General features: G+C 51.8%; 14 protein-coding genes. 4 read left to right on the plus strand and 10 right to left on the minus strand.

The annotated features are described in order from the left end of the window. Positions 1-283 precede the first annotated feature (283 nt). Complete coding sequence (gene mfd, locus ACJJI4_RS11700; RefSeq protein WP_444928186.1) at positions 284-3,763, plus strand: transcription-repair coupling factor; 3,480 nt, start codon at positions 284-286, stop codon at positions 3,761-3,763. A 123-nt stretch (positions 3,764-3,886) separates the two neighbouring features. Continuing rightward, complete coding sequence (locus ACJJI4_RS11705) at positions 3,887-4,882, plus strand: CsiV family protein (protein ID WP_413662431.1); 996 nt, start codon at positions 3,887-3,889, stop codon at positions 4,880-4,882. Between the two features lie 514 nt (positions 4,883-5,396). On the opposite strand, the gene ACJJI4_RS11710 is transcribed toward ACJJI4_RS11705, so the two are convergent. From ACJJI4_RS11710 to ACJJI4_RS11730, 5 genes are all read right to left on the minus strand, one after another. Then, a complete protein-coding gene (locus ACJJI4_RS11710; protein WP_020413094.1) occupies positions 5,397-5,612 on the minus strand; it encodes a cold-shock protein in 216 nt (71 codons plus the stop codon). 299 nt (positions 5,613-5,911) lie between these two features. After that, on the minus strand, positions 5,912-7,018 hold the full coding sequence (locus ACJJI4_RS11715; protein WP_413662432.1) for a mechanosensitive ion channel family protein: 1,107 nt from the start codon (positions 7,016-7,018) through the stop codon (positions 5,912-5,914). A gap of 81 nt (positions 7,019-7,099) precedes the next feature. Further along, positions 7,100-8,116, minus strand: a complete 1,017-nt coding sequence (nagZ, locus tag ACJJI4_RS11720; protein ID WP_413662433.1) for a beta-N-acetylhexosaminidase — start codon at positions 8,114-8,116, stop codon at positions 7,100-7,102. A 33-nt stretch (positions 8,117-8,149) separates the two neighbouring features. After that, on the minus strand, positions 8,150-8,779 hold the full coding sequence (locus tag ACJJI4_RS11725) for a TetR/AcrR family transcriptional regulator (RefSeq protein ID WP_282932323.1): 630 nt from the start codon (positions 8,777-8,779) through the stop codon (positions 8,150-8,152). A gap of 284 nt (positions 8,780-9,063) precedes the next feature. Continuing rightward, positions 9,064-9,702 carry an LOG family protein gene (locus ACJJI4_RS11730; RefSeq protein WP_282932322.1) on the minus strand — a complete coding sequence of 213 codons (639 nt, stop codon included), beginning with the start codon at positions 9,700-9,702 and terminating at the stop codon, positions 9,064-9,066. Between the two features lie 160 nt (positions 9,703-9,862). Here ACJJI4_RS11730 and lexA point away from each other — a divergent pair, with 160 nt between their 5' ends. Further along, positions 9,863-10,468 (plus strand): transcriptional repressor LexA, encoded by a 606-nt coding sequence (gene lexA, locus ACJJI4_RS11735; protein ID WP_444893501.1) that lies wholly within the window; start codon positions 9,863-9,865, stop codon positions 10,466-10,468. 63 nt (positions 10,469-10,531) lie between these two features. Here the strand turns inward: lexA and ACJJI4_RS11740 are convergent, their stop codons facing one another. From ACJJI4_RS11740 to ACJJI4_RS11755, 4 genes are all read right to left on the minus strand, one after another. Then, the gene (locus ACJJI4_RS11740; protein WP_282932320.1) at positions 10,532-10,789 is read right to left on the minus strand and encodes a hypothetical protein; all 258 of its coding nucleotides are present in this window, start codon (positions 10,787-10,789) and stop codon (positions 10,532-10,534) included. Between the two features lie 354 nt (positions 10,790-11,143). Next, positions 11,144-11,635, minus strand: coding sequence for a DUF6586 family protein (locus ACJJI4_RS11745; RefSeq protein WP_444911030.1), 492 nt, complete (start codon positions 11,633-11,635; stop codon positions 11,144-11,146). A 3-nt stretch (positions 11,636-11,638) separates the two neighbouring features. Continuing rightward, positions 11,639-14,326 carry a type I DNA topoisomerase gene (topA, locus tag ACJJI4_RS11750; RefSeq protein ID WP_282932318.1) on the minus strand — a complete coding sequence of 896 codons (2,688 nt, stop codon included), beginning with the start codon at positions 14,324-14,326 and terminating at the stop codon, positions 11,639-11,641. A 207-nt stretch (positions 14,327-14,533) separates the two neighbouring features. Then, positions 14,534-15,064, minus strand: coding sequence for a hypothetical protein (locus ACJJI4_RS11755; protein WP_444907928.1), 531 nt, complete (start codon positions 15,062-15,064; stop codon positions 14,534-14,536). Positions 15,065-15,209: 145 nt separating this feature from the next. Between ACJJI4_RS11755 and ACJJI4_RS11760 the strand changes: the two genes are divergently transcribed. Continuing rightward, positions 15,210-15,653, plus strand: a complete 444-nt coding sequence (locus ACJJI4_RS11760; protein ID WP_282932316.1) for a universal stress protein — start codon at positions 15,210-15,212, stop codon at positions 15,651-15,653. 53 nt (positions 15,654-15,706) lie between these two features. Here the strand turns inward: ACJJI4_RS11760 and ACJJI4_RS11765 are convergent, their stop codons facing one another. Next, positions 15,707-17,572 (minus strand): ATP-binding cassette domain-containing protein, encoded by a 1,866-nt coding sequence (locus ACJJI4_RS11765; RefSeq protein ID WP_444928187.1) that lies wholly within the window; start codon positions 17,570-17,572, stop codon positions 15,707-15,709. Between the last annotated feature and the right edge of the window lie 112 nt (positions 17,573-17,684).

The raw sequence follows: 17,684 nt of genomic DNA on the forward strand, positions 1-17,684 counted from the left end.
TAGTAGGCAAGAAATACGGCCTTGAAACCACTCAGGACCGCATGGCTGCGCATTATAGTGTTCGCTTTACACTGCGCAACTGAGCAAAAAAGAGCCAAAAAAATGTAGTAAAACTACCTTTTTGTAGTCCACCCGAGCGACATTGCGCAATCCATAAAAAAGCGTAGTTGTTCCCGACTGGAAACACAGGCAGGGTTAACATTCCCTGCAAGCAAAACTGTTCGCGGCTACAATAGCCGACCTCGAAGACATCTCGAATGAATGCGCGGATATATAAGGAAAGATGACAGAAATACAGCCCCTGACCCCACCGAAGTTTCGCTCCTCCAGTGACCGACAATTTTGGGGACAACTGCATGGCGCAGCTGCCGCGCTCGCCATCCTCAACGCGGCACGCAATAACAAAGCGCCCACCCTGTTAATCACAAAGGACAGTCTCGAAGCGCACCGTTTAGAGGTGCAATTGAAATTTTTTAACAAAGTGCGGCGAGATAAGGGGGAAAACGGAGAACTGGAAATTTTCCATTTTCCCGACTGGGAAATTCTCCCCTACGACACCTTCTCTCCCCACCAGGACATCATCTCGGATCGCCTCGCCACCCTCTACCAGCTGCCGAAAATGGGGACTGGGATCGTCATAATCCCAGTCAGCACCCTGATGCACCGGCTACCACCCTGCAATTATATTGCCGGCAATGCGCTGATATTGGAGGAGGGGCAGCAGTTTGATATCGATATCCAGCGGAGACTGCTGGAGCAGGCCGGCTACCACTGCGTAGACACCGTCTACGAACACGGCGAATTCGCTGTGCGCGGCTCACTGATGGATATTTTCCCAATGGGCAGCCCCCTGCCCTACCGCATCGATCTGTTCGACGATGAAATTGAATCCCTGCGCACCTTTGACCCGGAAACCCAACGCACCATCGACAAGGTGAAAACCATTCACCTTTTACCTGCACGGGAATTCCCTTTGCACAAGGCTGCCCTGTCAGGGTTTCTGCAAAATTGGCACGGTGAATTCGATAGCGATCCCAGCCAAGTGCCAATTTACCAGGATATCAGTGCAGGAATTGCCCCGGCGGGCATTGAGTACTACCTGCCCCTGTTCTTCGATGGCAACTGCTCAAGCCTGTTCGACTATCTGCCCGAGGGCAGCCAGGCATTTTTACAGGGAGATATCCAACAGCCGCTGGACAATTTCTGGCGCGAAGTCAGCAACCGCTATGAAAGTCGTCGCGGCGACCTGACCCGTCCCATATTGCCACCGCGCCAGATTTTACTGGAAATTGATGAGCTTAACGGTGCCCTGAAGTCCATGCCCCGGGCAATCTTCTCTGCGGAGAGTCTTCCGGAAGCCCAGGGCAACTGTAGTTTTGACACTTCCGTCCCCCCCTCACTGCCAGTAGATGGCAAGTCCGAACAACCCCTGGCTGCACTGGAAAGCTACCTGATGGAATACTCCGGTCGGGTGCTATTTTGTGCTGAAAGTAGCGGGCGTCGCGAAGCGCTGCTGGAGCTATTAAAGGGCATACGGCTCAGCCCTCCCAGCTTCCAAAGTTGGCAGGACTTCCTCGCAGCAAAGGACACTATCGGCATTACCGTAGCCCCCATCGATCAAGGGCTGCTGCTTAAGGACCCGCAAATCAACTTGATCGCGGAACCGCAGTTATTTGGTGAGCGGGTACTGCAGCAACGCCGCCGTAAAAAAGCCAAAGATGAAGCGGACAACGCGGTTAAAAACCTGGCTGAACTGCGCATGGGCACTCCCGTCGTTCACATTGATCACGGCGTAGGTCGTTATCGCGGCCTACAGCACCTGGAGATCGACGGGCAACCGGCAGAATTCCTGACCCTTGAATATGCCGACGATGCCAAGCTCTACGTACCGGTAGCCAGCCTGCACTTGATCAGCCGCTACTCCGGTGCCGATGAAGCCCTGGCCCCACTGCACAGAATGGGCAGTGAACAGTGGCAAAAAGCCAAACGCAAAGCCGCCGAGAAAGTCCGCGATGCAGCTGCAGAGCTGCTGGATATCTACGCCCGCCGCGAAGCCCGTATTGGCCATGCCTTCGATAACCCTCAATTGGCCTACCGAGAATTTTCCGCAGGTTTCCCCTTCGAGGAAACTCCAGATCAACAACAAGCCATCGAGGCAGTTCTGGGGGATATGCTCTCAGATAAGCCGATGGACCGACTGGTTTGCGGCGACGTGGGATTCGGCAAGACAGAAGTGGCCATGCGAGCTGCATTTGTCTCGGCCCACGCAGGTATGCAAGTGGCCATGCTGGTTCCCACCACCCTGTTGGCCCAGCAACACTATCAATCCTTCCAGGATCGCTTTGCCGATTGGCCGATCAATATCGAGGTGATCTCCCGCTTCCGGTCCGGCAAGGAAGTGGACAGCGTGAAAGAGAAGGTTGCCAGTGGCAAGGTGGACATCCTGGTTGGCACCCACAAGCTGTTGCAAAGCGATCTGGACTTTAAAAATCTCGGCCTGCTGATTATCGACGAAGAGCACCGCTTTGGCGTCCGGCAGAAGGAGCGTCTGAAGAGCCTGCGCTCCGAGGTGGATATCCTCAACCTTACCGCCACCCCTATTCCCCGCACCCTGAATATGGCCATGGCCGGTATTCGCGATCTATCGGTGATCGCCACCCCACCAGCACGACGTCTCTCCGTGAAAACCTTCGTGCGCGAGCGCGATGATGCCCTGGTAAAAGAGGCTATCCTGCGGGAGATATTGCGCGGCGGTCAGGTGTATTTCCTGCACAACGAAGTCAAAAGCATTGAGCGAATCGCGCGGGAGCTACAGGAGATGATTCCCGAGGCCCGTATCGGCATAGGCCACGGCCAGATGCGCGAACGGGAGCTGGAACAGGTAATGAGTGACTTCTATCACAAGCGCTTTAATGTCCTGGTCTGTACCACCATTATCGAAACCGGTATCGACGTCCCCACAGCCAACACGATACTGATCGAGCGCGCAGACAAGTTCGGCCTGGCCCAGCTTCACCAGTTGCGCGGTCGCGTGGGACGCTCGCACCACCAGGCCTACGCCTACCTACTGACTCCCAACAAACGCTCCATGACCAATGACGCCGTGAAGCGCCTGGAAGCGATTAGCGAGGCCCAGGATTTAGGTGCAGGCTTTACCCTGGCTACCCACGACCTGGAAATTCGCGGTGCAGGCGAACTGCTAGGTGAGGAACAAAGCGGGCAGATTCAGAGTGTCGGTTTCAACTTGTATATGGAGATGCTCGACAAGGCAGTGAAGGCCATTCGCGAGGGCCGCACACCGAATATTGACGAACCCCTCGAATCCCCTGCGGTGGACGTCAATCTGCGGGTTGCTGCGCTGATTCCCGAGGACTACCTGCCCGATGTCCACGGCCGACTGATCATGTACAAACGCATTGCCAATGCCACTGACGGGCAGCAACTGAAAGAACTTCAGGTAGAGATGATCGACCGTTTCGGGCTACTGCCGGAATCGGTAAAACACTTGTTCCGCACCACGGAGATCAAGTTAAAGGCCGAGAATATGGGCATCCGCAAACTTGAGGCCTCTGCGGCAAGAGGGCGTATCGAATTTGCGGAGAATACCCGTGTAGATCCGCTCACTTTGGTTAAGATGGTGCAAACCCAGCCGGGACGCTACCAGCTGGCCGGCGCAAACCAACTGAATTTCAGTCTCGATGAGGAGGGTACTGATCGCAAGCTCCAGGAAATTAACGAAGTTCTGGAAAAGCTTGCACAGTGATACCATCCGGCAGGCAGCAGCGGGAGCTGGCGGCAAAACTAATGAGTCTCCTACTCCCGCTTAAACGGCCTGTCGGCAATGACACCCTCTGCACCCAAATAGAATTGTTTAAGTGGTAAACCCATGAAAAGGATAATTAGCCTCTGCTCAACCCTGGCGCTCACGCTGGCAGCAACCAGTGCCCAGGCCGTCAACTACGCTGGCAATACTTTCGAAATAGAAATGATCGTATTCGAGCGCCCCCAGGGGATGGAAAGAACCGCAGAGACCTGGCCGACGGCACCCCGTCTTCAGTATCCATCAAAGTGGATCGACTTTGACACCCTGCGCACCCCAACTCAGCCAACAGAGGATGAGGTGTTATCGCTTGAAGACATCATCTCGAGCCCAGATACGAGCGGCCCAGCCGATATTGAATCATCGGAACTTGAGGGCGACGCATCTACTAGTTTGCAGAACTCTGAGCAAGCACCAAGAAACTTGCTGCTAAGACCAGTACCCAGGCTGCTGGACAACAAAGCCGCCGCAATTTCCAGGGCTGGTGACAGGGTCCTGTTTCACAAGGCCTGGCGCCAGGTTTTAAAAACCAAGAGAAACTCCCCGGCCATTCTGATTGATGGCGGCAGCCAGCTCAGCGGCCACAGCCAGCTTGAGGGATCTATCACCCTGAGTGTCGCTCGCTATTTACATATCAGTACTAATTTGTGGCTCAGCGATTTTTATACGCAACCCGGGGAACACAGCATTCTTCTTCCTCAGCGCCCACAAAATAAAATCGAAAAGCCACTACAAATCCTAACCGGCAATTACAGTGATATTGAAAATTCATATTCACAAAATAACGGGTTTGATATCGAAAATAGTCAGGGCGCAATTAACACAACTGAGCCACTCACACTGGGCGAGCCGGAATTTATAAAAGAAGAGCCATTATATGTAGCCCATGCTGCAAGACTGCAACACGAGAGACGTTTGCGTAGCGGACAACTTCATTATATCGACCACCCTGCATTTGGCATTCTTATTGAAGTGCGCACTGTAGCCAAACCCAAAGAAGACTCGCAAAATATGAATATACTTAATTCCGACCAAGAAAAAGATAACCGCACAGAAAGTTAATTTATTTAAATAATCGACTTTCGCCAATCGCCCCTGCAAATCTTGCAGGGGCGATTATTTTAAATATACCTTTAAAACTCTTCACCTCAAACGAATTAATTTCACCATCACTGCAAGCACACCCCACCCAGCCGATATTTAATCAATTTATCTTTAATCAAAATACTGCCAGCAAACAAGCAAATACCGCCACCCCACAACAACATAAAATTGCAATCAGTGGGCCAATATTCCGGAAGTATTAAAATAATAATTAGCACAGCGGTATTGAGCACAATAAACTCACTCATATACACACAATTACATTGGGGACTTTAGGTGGGGTGGGATATGACCAAATCTACAAAGAGGGACACAAATGCAACTTAAAGAAGAAAAGCCTATATCCACTGCAAAGTAGCAAACAAAAAAGCGGATCATAAAGATCCGCTTTTCAGAGGCGCTGACAGGGCCGGCGTCAATCGAGCCGCAGGACCCTACACGACAACAGTTCTTTCAACGAGTGATCTATAAATCACTCACAGGGAACAACATCTTCCGCCAGCAGTCCTTTGTCACCTTGTTGCATTTCGAACTCTACCGCCTGCCCCTCATTAAGGGTTTTGTAGCCCTCGCCGCGAATGCTGCGATAGTGAACGAAAATATCTTCAGTTCCTTCTCCACAGGTGATGAAGCCATAACCCCGTGCGTTATTAAACCACTTCACTGTACCTGTAACGCGATCACTCATTGAGAAAACCTCATTATTGTTATTGCGCCTACCTCTTTTACCTCACTGCTCAATTCGGCAAGAGGGGCAAACGCCACCCCATTGTTAACAAACTGCTCCATGCAGAATGCTATCTTGCTTAATCCGATGAGCATATACTCAAAGGACGTACCCTGATTCTTAGATAAAACAGCGCCAGTGTCTAGTTTTCTATGTGAAATAAATACTACGTTTTTCCCAATATGCGTAATTAACCGTCAAAATCTTCAATAGTGCTCAATTAGAAACTAATCATTTGTACCTTATTGCACTCCCATTCCTCAACTGTCTAACGCGGCCTCTCGCGTTAATGAAGGTATATCGGCAATATGTAATGTTGAGGTTGGGAATGCACAGGATGCCCCATATCCCTCAATTATTTTAAGAATCGTTAATAGAACATCCTGTTTTACTTCATGATAACGAACCCAATCGGTAGTGCGGGTAAACGTATATATAAAGAAATCCAAAGAGGAGGAAGCAAAACTATTAAAATTAACAATAAGCGTACGATTAGAATCAATTTCCGGATGTTCCTGTAACATATTTTTAACATCCGCCACGATGGCCGCCATATGGTGGGCATCTTCATAACGAATACCAATCGTTTCAAAAATCCTACGATTTAACATACGGGAAGGATTTTCTACCGCAATCTGGGTGAAGATACCATTGGGAACATAGACGGGTCGCATATCAAAAGTGCGGATTCTGGTCAGGCGCCAACCGATATCTTCCACGGTCCCCTCAATCTCCTTATCGGGGGAGCGAATCCAGTCGCCCACCGCAAAGGGCCGATCCAGATAGATCATCAGGCCACCGAAAAAGTTTGCCAGCAGGTCCTTGGCCGCAAAACCGACAGCCAGTCCGCCAATACCACCAAATGCCAAAACACCGCTGACGCTGTAACCCAGGAACTGCATGACCACAATTCCCGCCGTGATCACGATTGAGGCCCTGACCAGTTTGCCGATCGCACGTACCGTAGTGGCATCCATCGGCTTGCCCATATAGCGCGGATCGCACAGGTTATGTTCCACGCTGTGTGAGAATCGCCAGGCAAACCAAGCCATCACCAGGATCAAGCCTATTTCCCGCGTCGGTGCAGCCAGGGAGAATATCTCGGCACCAGTGGCGTCCCCCGCTCGCTGGGCAGCGACAGTCAAGCCCAACAGCCATACCAATACCTGCCCGGGAGGGGAGAGCGCCCCAACCAAGGCATCATCCCAGGGGTTAACCGTCTTTTCCGCCTTAATGGCCATGCGCTGCACAAACCGGCCAAATAACCAGGCCAACACCCCAGACGCAAGTACTATGAGGAAAACAGAAACTATCCAGACCCGGTTCTCACCAAGCCAGGACAACAGCACGCTCTCAACGGACTCCACTCGAACCCCTCCGCTTTAACCAACAATCAGTAATATCCGTACAACGCCTTCTCAATAGACGACGGATCTCAACAACTTATTTCAGCGCATTATGGAAGCTAACCACTCCCTGGTTCTGTGCCACCGCGCACTCTTCTCAAGCTCCTCCCAGGAGCCGATCACCGGCCTGCCACCCATAGCCGACAACCGATGAGTGGACTCCGGTTTGGGCACAAAGGTATCCAGTGCCGCCAGCGCCTCAAAAGCGCCGACACGATTGTTGCATACGATACCCATATCACAACCGGCTTCCAGGGCTGCGCGAATCCTATCGCCATAGCCTCCGGCCGCACCCGCCCCTTCCATAGACAGATCATCACTAAAAATCACTCCATTGAATCCCAGCTGTCGCCGCAATACATCCTGCAGCCAATAGCGGGAGAATCCCACCGGCTGGCTATCAATGTTGATGAAGCGGATATGGGCCGGCATCACCGCGGTAAGTTCCTGGGTTCCAATACAATCGATAAACGGAAGTGCATCGGTTGCCATGACCTGATCCAACGAGCGCTTATCCTCTGGCAACTCCACATGACTGTCTTCCAGCACGTGGCCATGCCCCGGAAAATGCTTGCCTGTCGTGGCCATTCCCGCTTCGCGCATCCCTTGGATAAAGGGGCGAGCCAGTGCGGTTAACTGGGCGGGGTCGGGGCAAAAACTCCGATCGCCGATCACCCTGCTGTGACTGTCATCCGCATCCAAAACCGGCGCAAAGCTAAAATCCACTCCTACAGCCAGCAACTCTGCGGCCAGCAGCCACCCCACATCCTGCAACTGCTCGTTACTGGCGACAGCACTGAGGGCCTGCATTGAGGGTATTCGCGTAAAGTCATCGCGAAACCGCTGAACCCTACCACCCTCCTGATCTACCGCTAGCAGGATCTCTGGTCGCACCGCACGGATGGAGTTAACCAATTGGATAAGCTGCTTGCGATCCCGATAGTTTCTCGCAAAAAAGATCAGCCCGCCCACCATCGGATGCCGAAGTAACTCACAGTCTTCCTCGGTGAGTTCAAGCCCCTCGATATCCACCATGACCGGTCCGGGTGGTAAAGACATATTAAGTTCCTTATCGATTTAAGAGTGCGCCCACTAATTATCTACCTTCAACATGGCCGAAGCAGCGGGTACCAATCGCTCAAGAGTCTGGGTCAGGGTACTGTCAGAACCGAAATCCTCCCGCAGGATAGCCTCAATCGCATCGTGGCTCGACAGTGTGAAAATGGTCGCTCCCAGCATAAAGTAGAGGCGCCAATAGAAAGTTTCTGGGTCCAAGCCCGGTAACGCTTCAGCCAGCAATCCTGCAAAACGACGGTAAGTATCCCCGTATCGAGATACGATAAATCGACGCAAATGCCCCTGGAACTGGGTATAGGCCAATCCTAAAAGACGCATAAATCGCTGTGGATCCTTTCCCTCCAACCCGAGGCTTCCCAACCCAACTCGATACAGGCATTCGATCAGCTCCTCCACCCCCAGGGGCTGCCCCAGGGCAATACGGCGATCAAGCTCTTCTTCCAGAGCGTTAGTGAAAGGCGTTAGAAAGCGTTCAAATACCGCCTGTATCAATTCTTTCTTGGAGCCGAAATGGTAGTTAACTGCCGCCAGATTAACCCCGGCCGTGCTCGTAATTGTTCTCAATGAGGTTTCAGGAAAACCCCGTTCAGCAAACAGCACTTCCGCTGCATCGAGTATCCGGCTGACCGTATCTATCTGGCTCATAAGTATCAAACCACCATTTAAAACATACGTTTAATCGACGCCAGAGTAGCATATTCTCACTGATCTAGAGCCCGCCAGCTAAGCTCTCCACTCAGCAAGGTACAAGAGTAAAAATAACAGGGAAATGTATGTCAGGCGGTAAGATCAATACTGCAGGAGTTGATCTCCCGCCAACTTGTGCAAGTACGCCACCCCACCAGCCGGCATAGCCTTTTAGTCCGGGGGGTAGCTTTAACAAAAATAACTTTGAAAATTTTTTCGGTATTTTAAGATCACCCGATTAATTATTCTTTCACCTGCATATATTTCATAATCAGGGCCGCAGCCTCCTCCACACTATCAACGATATGAAAAAGGTCTAGATCACTGGCATCGATACAATCGCGCTCTAACACTGTATCTACCAACCAATCGTACAGCCCACTCCAGTAACGCTTACCTACCAACACAATTGGGAAACGCCGCACTTTCTGCGTTTGCACCAAGGTAAGAGCTTCAAACAACTCATCCAACGTGCCGTAGCCACCGGGAAGTCCAACGAATCCAAGTGCGTGTTTTACAAACATAAATTTCCGTACAAAAAAGTATCGGAAGTTCAAACTGATGTCCTGATATGGATTTGCCGCCTGTTCAAAAGGCAGCTCTATGTTTAACCCAATTGATGCGCCGGGCTGCCCGAAAGCCCCTCGGTTACAAGCCTCCATCAGCCCCGGCCCACCACCGGTAATCACGGGGATCCCTTCAGCCGCGAGCAACTCTCCCAACTTTACCCCCTGCTGATATTCAGGACTGTCCTCTGTAAATCTCGCCCCTCCAAACACTGTCACTGCACCACCTAACGCTATCAGCCGCTCTATCCCATCTACCAATTCAGACTGAATACGAAGCACTCTCCAGGCTTCCGGCATTTTTGCATCCAACATTATTTTTCCCTCTTTGTCAGTTCCTTCAACGCTTTCTTCTCTCCTTGCTTTCTCCATCAATGTAGCAGCTCACAAAGACTAAAACCTGAGGATTGCGCGAACAATAAATCTGTATATAATTCCAGCAACTGTATATAAATACAGAAAACTAGGTAAATCTATGACCAATCTCACCGCTCGTCAGTCCCAGGTTCTCGACCTGATCAAGTCCTACCTGGATGAAACAGGCTACCCGCCAACGCGGGCAGAAATTGCCCAGGAGCTCGGCTTCCGCTCACCCAATGCCGCCGAGGAACACCTGAAAGCGCTCGCCAGAAAAGGCGCCATTGAGATGGTTGCCGGCGCTTCCCGAGGCATTCGAATTCCGGATCACCAATCCGGCTTGCCGATTGTGGGTAGAGTAGCTGCAGGGAATCCCATACTCGCCAGCGAACATATTGAAGATTATTGCGACTTGCCCGCGAGCTTCTTCCATCCTCCCGCAGATTATTTGTTGAGGGTGCATGGTATGAGTATGCGAGATGCGGGCATTCTCGATGGAGACTTGCTGGCAGTGCAAAAGACCGAGCAGGTGCGCAATGGCCAAATCGTGGTTGCCCGTATCGATGATGAAGTCACTGTGAAGCGCTTTCGCCGCAAGGGAAATCAGGCAACCGTTCAGTTGCTACCTGAAAATGATGACTTTGAGTTAATTCAAGTCGATATGAGAGATAAGAACTTTGTGATTGAGGGATTAGCCGTAGGGGTTATTCGCCAAACGCCTTAAGCCCCTAAAAACGACAACAGCGGCCATTGGCCGCTGTTGATAAGACTCGAACTAACGCTGATGTTAGTGAATAGTATGATTTACCGGCATTAAATCGTCTTCTTCCTCGAAGTAACCAGCCTCAAGATCGTCTAGATTTTGTACGGCTTCAATGCCCGCTTCCAACATAGCCCTTGCCACAGCAACCTTGTTCTTGCGCAGAAACTGAAGGCTTTCTGCAGAAAAAGAAATGCTTACCAAAGGGTCCTCTTTATGGCCAGCACGACGCAAAGCTACATCGCCATTAGCCAGCTCGATTATTTCAAAAGTTTCGGAGGACATTCGCTTTTCCTTCACGGCACAACAGTTTGCGCCCAGTGTACCACAGGCTTGCGATAAGTTTCATTCATCCAATTTGAGGGCTTCTGGCTCCTGACTTTCGAGGCAGTCTATTACCAGTACGCTATATCAAAGAATTACCTAAACCACTCAAGAGATCACAAGAGAAAAGTGAATTGCTTTGCACGTTGCACCGGTTGCGGGTTATGTCGAGTGGGCCACAACTACTCTATTGTGACTCACTCAAAGGACAGCGGACTTTCCCGCAGAGGTGCGCCTGATATCAACAACCTTCAAAATTCGCAGGAATATTACGAATCTATTCAGAAGTTCACCGAGGTCGAGTAAGCGTATTAGTTAACACTCATCCAAGTGAGCGCGCTGCCTCACCACCAACTCACTCAGAGAACGATGCCACTGAAGCAATAACTCTTTGGACAAAGGTGCAAACTCGGGCTTGGCAACTTCGTTGTGTAGCGGGATTAAATTAACCTGTTGCTGTTTTTCATCAGCACCCACAGATATTTTCTGCTGCTCTTCCCAGGCGTAAAGCATATGGGATAACCAACTCTGCGGATCGCCGACCAGGCCGGACAGCTCATTGGCCTCCGCACTAGCCCTACCCTGAACGCCCAGCGCATCAATGATCAACTGCGGAGACTCCGGTTCAAATCCCAGCTGAAGCTGGGCGGCCTGCTCTGCAAGAAAAGCCCGATAGGCCTTGCACAACTGCATCAACGCTGCCTCTTCCAGCGCATCGCGCTGGAGAGGCAAGTCCCACGGCTGTTGCAGCAACAGCTGGCTCTTGCGTAGAGCCGAAGTGACATGAATCGTGTAAGAGTTACTCATTACCTACTTCTTTGCCGCTGTCTTTTTAGCTGCCGGTTTCTTGCGCTTGGCAGCAGTGCTCTTGGTGGAGGCCTCTACTTTCCAACCACCATCGCGATAAAAAGCACGCCAACCGGTCGCCTTGCCCTCTTCCTCAGATTGAACATATTGCTCCTGGGTTTTGCGGCTAAATCGAACTACGGTATCCCGCCCACTGTCATCTTGAGTCGGTGCAGAGAATAGGAAGCTGTATTTTGGATCGATCTCACTCTGGTGAGGCAGCAGCTCTTTAACCAGGGGCGCACGGGTCTCACGGTTTTTCGGGAACTGGCTGGCAGCCAGGAATAGACCCGAGGCACCATCGCGTAGGATATAGTGATCCTCCACTTTGATACAGGCCAATTCCGGCATGGGAACCGGATCCATTTTCGGTGGCGCCGGCTGCCCATTTTTCAGCAGCTTGCGGGTGTTTTTACAGTCTTCATTGGTACAGCCGAAGTACTTGCCAAAGCGACCAGACTTCAACTGCATATCACTGCCACACTTATCGCACTCAATAATGGGGCCGTCATAGCCTTTAATTTTAAAAGTGCCCTGCTCAATCTCGTAGCCATTGCAATCCGGGTTATTGCCACAGATATGCAATTTACGCTGCTCATCTAACAGGTAGCTATCCATAGCCGTGCCGCACTTGCCGCAGCGGCGCTTCTCCCGCAGCAACCTGGATTCAGCTTCCTCGTCCTTATCCGCATCGACCGCCTCATCACCAGAAACCAGGTTCATGGTATTGGTACAACGCTCTTTTGGCGGCAGTGCATATCCAGAGCACCCCAGAAATACACCGGTGGAGCCAGTGCGGATCTGCATATGGCGGCCACATTTGGTGCACTCGATATCCGTGTCTGTCGGCGTATTGCGACGCATACCTGCATCGGCAGACTGGGCTTTTTCCAGGCGCCCGGAAAAGTCCTGATAAAACTCATCGAGCAGTTGCTTCCAACCCTTATCGCCGTCGGCAACCGCATCCAGGGATTCCTCCAGGTTTGCGGTAAATCCGTAGTCCATCAGGTTCTTGAAACTTTCGCTGAGACGGTCGGTAACAATATCCCCCATTTTCTCAGCGTAAAAACGACGGTTTTCCAAGCGGACATAACCACGATCCTGGATCGTGGAAATAATGGAAGCATAGGTGGAGGGGCGTCCGATACCGCGCTTCTCCAGTTCCTTAACCAGGGCCGCTTCACTAAACCGCGCAGGCGGCTTGGTAAAGTGCTGCTTGGGATCCAGCTGTTGCAGGGATAGCTTTTCGCCTACCTTCACATCTGGAAGCACCAGATCTTCATCTTTTTTGCCGCTCGGTGGCGCAACTTTCAGGAAACCATCGAAACGAATTACTCGACCCCGCGCACGCAATTCAAAGTCACCTGCGCTGACCACGATTGAAGAGGAGGTAAATTGGGCAGGCGTCATCTGGCAGGCCACGAACTGCTGCCAAATCAGGTTGTATAACCTCTCCGCATCCCGCTCAACACCGGACAACATATTTGGGGCGATACGAACATCGGATGGGCGAATCGCTTCGTGCGCCTCTTGAGCGCCCTCTTTACTGCTGTAGCTATTGGGGCTTTCTGGAAGATACTTATCGCCGTAATTCTCGGCAATATAATCCCGTGCAGATTCCACAGCCTCTTTACTGAGATTGGTGGAATCTGTACGCATGTAGGTGATATGACCGGCTTCATACAAGCGCTGGGCCAGGGTCATGGTCTTCTTCACACTGAAGCCGAGGCGGTTACTGGCCGCCTGCTGCAAGGTGGAAGTAATAAATGGTGCGCTGGGCTTGGAGCTGGTTGGCTTATCGTCACGGGCGGAAACAACAAACTCACTGGACTGAAGCTGCTTGGCAGCACTCATTGCCAGCTCTTCGTTGGTAGGACGGAAAGCCTCACCAGCCTGCTTTTTCACCTCGAGGCGCAGCTTGGAAGCCTTTGCCGTCGCCGTATCGGCAAACAGAGTCCAGTACTCTTCCGGGATAAACGCGCGAATCTCCCGCTCCCGCTCAACTACGAGGCGGACCGCAACAGATTGCACACGCCCCGCAGACAAGCCTCTGGCCACTTTTTCCCACAGTAGAGGGGATACCATATAGCCAACGATTCGATCGAGGAAACGGCGTGCTTGCTGGGCGTTTACCCGATTAATATTCAGACGGCCGGGATCTTTAAAGGCCTCCTGAATCGCAGACTTGGTAATTTCATTAAACACTACCCGGCGGTAGCGATCGTTATCGCCACCAATTGCTTCACGCAAATGCCAGGCAATTGCCTCTCCCTCGCGATCCAAGTCCGTTGCGAGATAGATATGATCGGCGCCTTCGGCGAGTTTTTGTAACTCACTCACCACTTTCTCTTTACCCGGCAGTATCTCGTAGTGGGCTTGCCACTCGTGATCCGGGTCGATCCCCATACGCTTAATCAGCTGATCGCGGTTTTTCTTCCGCTTGTAAGCCTCTTTCGCCTCGGGGGAAAGCTTGCGTGTTTCCGCTGCACGACGGGCGCGCTCCTTTGCGTCAACCGGTTGTTTATTGCCCCCACCTGTGGGCAAATCGCGAATATGGCCGACACTGGACTTCACAACAAAGTCCTTGCCGAGATATTTATTGATGGTTTTCGCTTTGGCCGGTGATTCGACGATGACCAGTGATTTACCCATAAGCCTTTGATTTCAAATGAAAATTTACTGCTATTGCAAGTCTTTCAAGCCCTCTTATCGGGCTTGTGCTGCGCGAATATATAAGCCTCACTTCAAGCGCGGTCAAGCAAAGCTGACAATTTTCCACTCACAGTCACCAAATTTGGCACTGGGCAGTCCGCCTAAATGCGACTCAGTAGACGCTCTTTTACACCGCTAATACGGCAATCAAGACAGCCCCTCAGTCGCCGCGCGTGAACTCACTTTTCGAATAGCTTCTTCTATTAAGGGGGTGTACTCATCGAGCGACGCCATCAGTTTCTGGAAGGCTTGATTGCCTCCTGACTCCGGCCACTGAATACCGAGCCCCACTGGTGTTGCAGTAATCGCACAGGCGTCCCGAGGGATTCTCTCCAGTAGCTCGCGCAAATATTTCCATGCCCCTTGCGGAGCTGGCTGGCCATCAGCCCAATCCCAAACACCGGAAAAATTCAGTTCGTGCTCAATCCGTTGTTTATCCAAAACCCACCCCACACTCAGGCCTTTGCGGTTCTGCCAGCGGTGATAATAGACAGCCGCAGTCCCATCACCCAAAGCCGCAGGCAGCGCTTGGATTTGTACGGTAATGCCAGCCTGGGCCGCCCGGCTACGCAAATCTGCAAGACGGCTGTCACGGGCATTGGGCTTGAGCCACATCACCGGCCCCAGCACCAAAGCGATGGCAAATCCGACGATAATCACCGGCAACCAATCAGACATAACCACTCCTCATCAGTGGAAAAAAGTGACTATTGTGCGGTGTTCCGCGTGATCTATGTCAATCGGTTTTTTTTGCGGTAGACTCAAAATAGGTGTCACAAGGGTGTTTTTCACAGTCAATAAAAGGGATAGGAGCAGGTAAATTATGGCGAAATACCGACACATCCTCGTGGGCTTGGACCTGTCAAAAGAATCTTCTCAGGTGCTTGATAGGGCCGCTGATATGGCTGAAGCATTTGGTGCAGAGCTAAGCTTACTTCACGCCATTGAGCCCCTGACTTTTGCCTATGGCGGCGACATCCCAATGGACCTCTCCGAGGTACAGGACCAACTACAATCCCAGGCCAAGGAGCAATTGCAAAAAGCCGCCGATCGGCTGGATATCCCCGCAGATCGCCAACACGTAATACTCGGCCAGCCATCTACTGAGATTCATCGCTTAGCCAAAGATATCGAAGCTGACCTAATCATTATTGGCAGCCACGGTCGTCACGGCTTAGCACTACTACTCGGCTCTACCGCCAACGGCGTTCTCCATGGCGCCAAATGCGATGTTCTGGCGATTCGGGTACATATGGAAGACGAATAATCCTTCAAAATTGGGGATGGGGAAGCAGCAATAATTGCAGCTTCCCCTTCAACTTAGTCGTCTCCCCCCTCCAGCTCTGACCAGCGTTCAAATGCCTCTTCGAGCTGGGCTTGTCTTTCCGTCAGGGTGTTCAGCTTAGCCTGCACCAACGCCTGCTCCTGCTGATAAAAACTGGGGTCGGCAACCTCTTGCTCAATAGCCCCTATCTCTTCTTCCAAAGACTCAATCAAGGCGGGCAGGCTATCCAGTTCTCTTTGAAGCTTATAGCTCAGTTTCTTTTTCTTCGCTGGAGCCGCCTCCTGGGACTGGGGCTTTTCCTTTGGTTTACTAGCAGCTGGCTTAAATTCTTTCAGCTCAGCGACAAAGCTGCCACCTTGGCGCACAAAATCTCCATAACCACCCACGTATTCACGGATGCGGCCATCCCCCTCAAATGCGAGGCATGAGCCCACCACATTATCCAGGAAAGCACGGTCATGGCTCACCAGCAGAACCGTTCCGCCAAAGTCCAGGAGTAACTGTTCAAGCAGCTCCAGGGTTTCTACATCCAGGTCATTGGTGGGCTCGTCGAGCACCAAAATATTGGCGGGCTGGCTAAACAATTTTGCCAGCAAGGCGCGATTTCGCTCTCCACCACTCAAGGCGCTGACTTTAGTACGGGCTTTAACACCACTAAAAAGAAAATCGGCCAAATAAGACATTACGTGGCGGCTTTTACCACCAATAGTCACTGAGTCGCGCCCTTCGGCGACATTATCGAGCACAGTCAAATCGGGATTCAGCTGATCCCGACGCTGATCGAAGTAGGCCACTTGCTGCTTGGTACCCAGACGCACACTCCCCCCCTGGGACTTTAGCTCTCCCAGCAGCAGTTTGATCAGGGTACTTTTGCCGACACCATTGGGGCCTATTAGGCCAACGCGGTCTCCGCGCATCAGCGTGAATGATAAATCCCTAATCAACGCTTGCTCATCGGGATAAGCAAAAGTGACGTCCTTCAACTCAGCGACCAATTTGCCGGACATCTCACCGCTATCCAGGGCCATCTTGGCTATACCCTGCTGGGACCGGCGCGCTTCCCGTTGGCGACGCAGTGCTTGAAGCGCTCTTACCCGCCCCTCATTACGGGTTCGGCGAGCCTTGATGCCCTGGCGAATCCAAGCCTCTTCCTGTGCCAACTTCTTGTCGAAAAGAGCTTCATTTTTTGCCTCTTCTTCAAGAAGCTTCTCTTTTTCTTCCTGGTAACGGTCGAACTTGCAGCGAAATGTCCGCAGGTGTCCACGATCCAAATCCCATACGCTGGTGGCCAAACGTTGTGCCAATGCACGATCATGGCTCACAAACAAAAGAGCGCCACGATAGCTGGCGAGGAAATTCTCAAGCCATTCGACTGCAGCAATATCCAGGTGGTTGGTTGGTTCATCCAGTATCAGCAGATCAGGCTCCACCACCAAAGCGCGAGCCAGAGCAGCACGGCGCTGCCAGCCACCGGAAAGGTCGGCAACCTTTTCGTCTGCATCGAGCCCCAAACGATCTAATACACTGTCCACTTTCGGCAGCAGCTCCCAACCGTGAGCCGCTTCGATTTTGGCTTGTAGCTCTGCTGTGGGGGAGTCCCTGTACCCCGACAAAACAGCGCCTATTTCGCCCAATCCCATAGCCACATACCCGTAGACAGAATCGGGGCAATCGGCAGGTAACTCCTGCTCCAACACCGCTTGAACCATACCGCTGGCACGAACAATCTCGCCGCTATCCGCGTCAACTTGCCCCGCGATCAAGCGCAACAGGCTGGATTTCCCCTCCCCATTACGCCCCACAAGGCATATACGATCTCCACGCTCAACTTTTGCGCTGACATTGTCTGCCAGTACCTGGGTCCCGTAACGAAGACTGACCCCATCCAATAGAAGCAACATAAATAGGCACTACAATTATCAAACCCGAACCTCAATCCCGCTGATGAAAGAAGCGAAGTCGGCTCTTTCGGGTTCTGTGAAAAATCAGCTATTTTACGCGTTTTTACCGTAT

The sequence above is a fragment of the Microbulbifer maximicatervae (SeqCode) genome, assembly GCF_052467305.1.

Coding starts and splice junctions, on each gene's coding strand:
- ACJJI4_RS11745 (WP_444911030.1), bottom strand. CDS start 11,635: ATGAGTAACTCTTACACGATTCATGTCACTTCGGCTCTACGCAAGAGC.
- nagZ (WP_413662433.1), bottom strand. CDS start 8,116: ATGTCTTTACCACCCGGACCGGTCATGGTGGATATCGAGGGGCTTGAA.
- ACJJI4_RS11740 (WP_282932320.1), bottom strand. CDS start 10,789: ATGTCCTCCGAAACTTTTGAAATAATCGAGCTGGCTAATGGCGATGTA.
- ACJJI4_RS11765 (WP_444928187.1), bottom strand. CDS start 17,572: ATGTTGCTTCTATTGGATGGGGTCAGTCTTCGTTACGGGACCCAGGTA.
- ACJJI4_RS11725 (WP_282932323.1), bottom strand. CDS start 8,779: ATGAGCCAGATAGATACGGTCAGCCGGATACTCGATGCAGCGGAAGTG.
- lexA (WP_444893501.1), top strand. CDS start 9,863: ATGACCAATCTCACCGCTCGTCAGTCCCAGGTTCTCGACCTGATCAAG.
- ACJJI4_RS11730 (WP_282932322.1), bottom strand. CDS start 9,702: ATGTTGGATGCAAAAATGCCGGAAGCCTGGAGAGTGCTTCGTATTCAG.
- ACJJI4_RS11760 (WP_282932316.1), top strand. CDS start 15,210: ATGGCGAAATACCGACACATCCTCGTGGGCTTGGACCTGTCAAAAGAA.
- ACJJI4_RS11710 (WP_020413094.1), bottom strand. CDS start 5,612: ATGAGTGATCGCGTTACAGGTACAGTGAAGTGGTTTAATAACGCACGG.
- topA (WP_282932318.1), bottom strand. CDS start 14,326: ATGGGTAAATCACTGGTCATCGTCGAATCACCGGCCAAAGCGAAAACC.
- mfd (WP_444928186.1), top strand. CDS start 284: ATGACAGAAATACAGCCCCTGACCCCACCGAAGTTTCGCTCCTCCAGT.
- ACJJI4_RS11705 (WP_413662431.1), top strand. CDS start 3,887: ATGAAAAGGATAATTAGCCTCTGCTCAACCCTGGCGCTCACGCTGGCA.
- ACJJI4_RS11755 (WP_444907928.1), bottom strand. CDS start 15,064: ATGTCTGATTGGTTGCCGGTGATTATCGTCGGATTTGCCATCGCTTTG.